Below are 2,126 nucleotides of genomic sequence, written 5' to 3'. Positions count from 1 at the left end.
CGCCCTCGACCGTGAGCAGTGCCGTGTGTCGGATGGCAGCGGGATCGATCCTCTGGCCCTTCCATGTCATGGTTCCGCGGGGAAGTGCATGCTGCTGGAAAATCCGCGAGACGGTTTGCAGGAAAAACTCGGCCGTCAAGTCCATGACGGAGAGGTACTCGTCGTAGAATTTACGGTGCTGGTCGGCACTGTCGCCATCCCCGCGCACCAGGTGTTCGAACAGCTTCACGTGAGCGTCCACGTGCCTGTCGAGGTTCATCGACATGAAACCGGTCAGCTGGATGAAGCCTGGATAAACCTGACGGAAGCCTCCGGGATAATAAGCCGGAACCGACTGGATGACGGTATGCTCGAACCATTCCAGCGGTTTCGTGGTCGCCAGTTCAGTGACTACGGTCGGTGCCGCGGTGGTGTCGATCGGGCCGCCCATCAGGACCATGGAGGCGGGCTGGTTCGGATCGTTGTTCTGGGCCATCAGGGAAACCGCGCACAGAACCGGCACGGTCGGCTGGCACACCGCGATGACGTGGGTATGCGGGCCGAGGTGAACTAGAAACTCCATCACGTACGTGATGTAGTCTTCCAGATCGAAGGAGCCCCGGGACAGCGGCACGGTGCGCGCGTCGAGCCAGTCGGTGATGTAGACGTCGTGCTCGGGCAGCAGCGCCTCGACCGTGCCGCGCAGAAGCGTAGCGTAATGGCCCGACATCGGGGCGACAACGAGAACCGTCGGATGGACCTCGTCGGTATCGCGTTCGAAATGGACGAGATTGCAAAACGGCTTTGAGAGGACTGGAACTTCCTTCACTGCCACATCGTCACCGTTGACCCTGGTGACGGAAAGACCGAAAGCCGGTTTGCCAAACCGCCGCGTTGTGCGCTCGAACAATTCCGCTCCAGCGGCGATAGTGCGACCGAAATGCGTATAGGATGCGGGACTGAACGGGTTCTGAAAAGCGTTCTGTGTAGCTTCCGCCAGCACGCGTGCCGGATACAGGACCGCATGCTGCATGTCATAGAGATCGTAGAGCAAAGTTCCCTCACTTACCTGGCCCGCCCCCATTGGAACACATCTCATCTCTTCGAGCGCTCCGGAGAGACTTTCACCGATTCTGCCGCAGCTACCTCTTTGCTGGATTTCTGCCCATTGAGGAGTTGCTCAGGCTACAGCAACATCCTCATATCAACTTTGTTTCACCGTACAACTTTTGTGGCTCCTATGTGTAATTCGGCGCGCTATCGGACCCCTGATCGGCACCCAAGGCAGACCCTGGTAAGACAGGTAAATCACCACGACCTATAACGGCTTGTTGCGCGTTGAGCGGGGTCCGTGTTCGAGGCCGATCAGGGGTCTGACGGCGCACCGAATCACAGCAGCCGGGGCGGCCAACTTGCGGATCTCGTCAGCATGCTCCGGATCGAAGGCGCCGGCGGGCAATACGAGGTCGCCGAGGATGCCGGTCGACACCACCAGCCCCGCCCCCTGCCCCGTTGCCGCCGTAAAAACCTCGTCCTCCGCCATGTCCCCTCCCCCGCTTTGCCGCAGGTTCCCCTGCTCCGCCGCCTGGTTATCCCACCGGACGCCGGGCTGTCCAGGCCGTTTTCTCCTCAAGGTAGCTGTATCGAAAACTATGCTCGTAAACAATGTCCGAAAAGAACGCGTGTCGGACACCTCAGGGATCCCCTCATTTTTATACTTCTGGATGCCTCTAAATGACTTGTTTGACGACATCGATTACGAAATGTCGGCCTATAGGTTGTTGCAGCTATCGGAAAGCCGTCGAGCGTCACAACCATAAAGCGGTTATGGCGGTAAGAGCCTGGTGCCCATTGAGCGGCATAGCATTGATTTCCCTAGCAGAAAAATGAGGGGATAGTTGAGGTCGGACACAGAAACGATTTCTTGTAATGGGGGCATTACTGCTAATTTATTTAGTTACTGAGGGAGTTCTAATAGAATATTCTGAGTGATTTCTTGGATTTTTTGGGGAAAAATACTCTATCCAATGTTATTGCATAGTCAATATGTTCGGATAGTCTTAAAAACAACAGGATTACATGCTTATCTCACTGCTGCACTCCAAGTCCAACGTGATCCGCACTGGTCGGGCGGCGTCCATGATTTA

Annotated in this window: 2 protein-coding genes; both read right to left on the bottom strand. The window is 56.3% G+C overall.

The window, feature by feature from the left end; translation table 11 throughout:
* A partial coding sequence (locus AC5JJ6_RS11110; RefSeq protein WP_496042093.1) for a polyhydroxyalkanoate depolymerase occupies nucleotides 1–1,033 on the bottom strand: 1,033 nt, incomplete at its 3' end.
* 264 nt (nucleotides 1,034–1,297) lie between these two features.
* Complete coding sequence (locus AC5JJ6_RS11105) at nucleotides 1,298–1,522, bottom strand: hypothetical protein (RefSeq protein ID WP_496042092.1); 225 nt, start codon at nucleotides 1,520–1,522, stop codon at nucleotides 1,298–1,300.
* Nucleotides 1,523–2,126 lie beyond the last annotated feature (604 nt).

The sequence above is a fragment of the Skermanella sp. genome, from assembly GCF_059503625.1.
This window is presented reverse-complemented; position numbering and strand designations above follow the sequence as displayed.

Excerpts from the sequence above, each read along its gene's own strand:
- AC5JJ6_RS11105 (WP_496042092.1), bottom strand. The coding sequence starts at position 1,522 with ATGGCGGAGGACGAGGTTTTTACGGCGGCAACGGGGCAGGGGGCGGGG.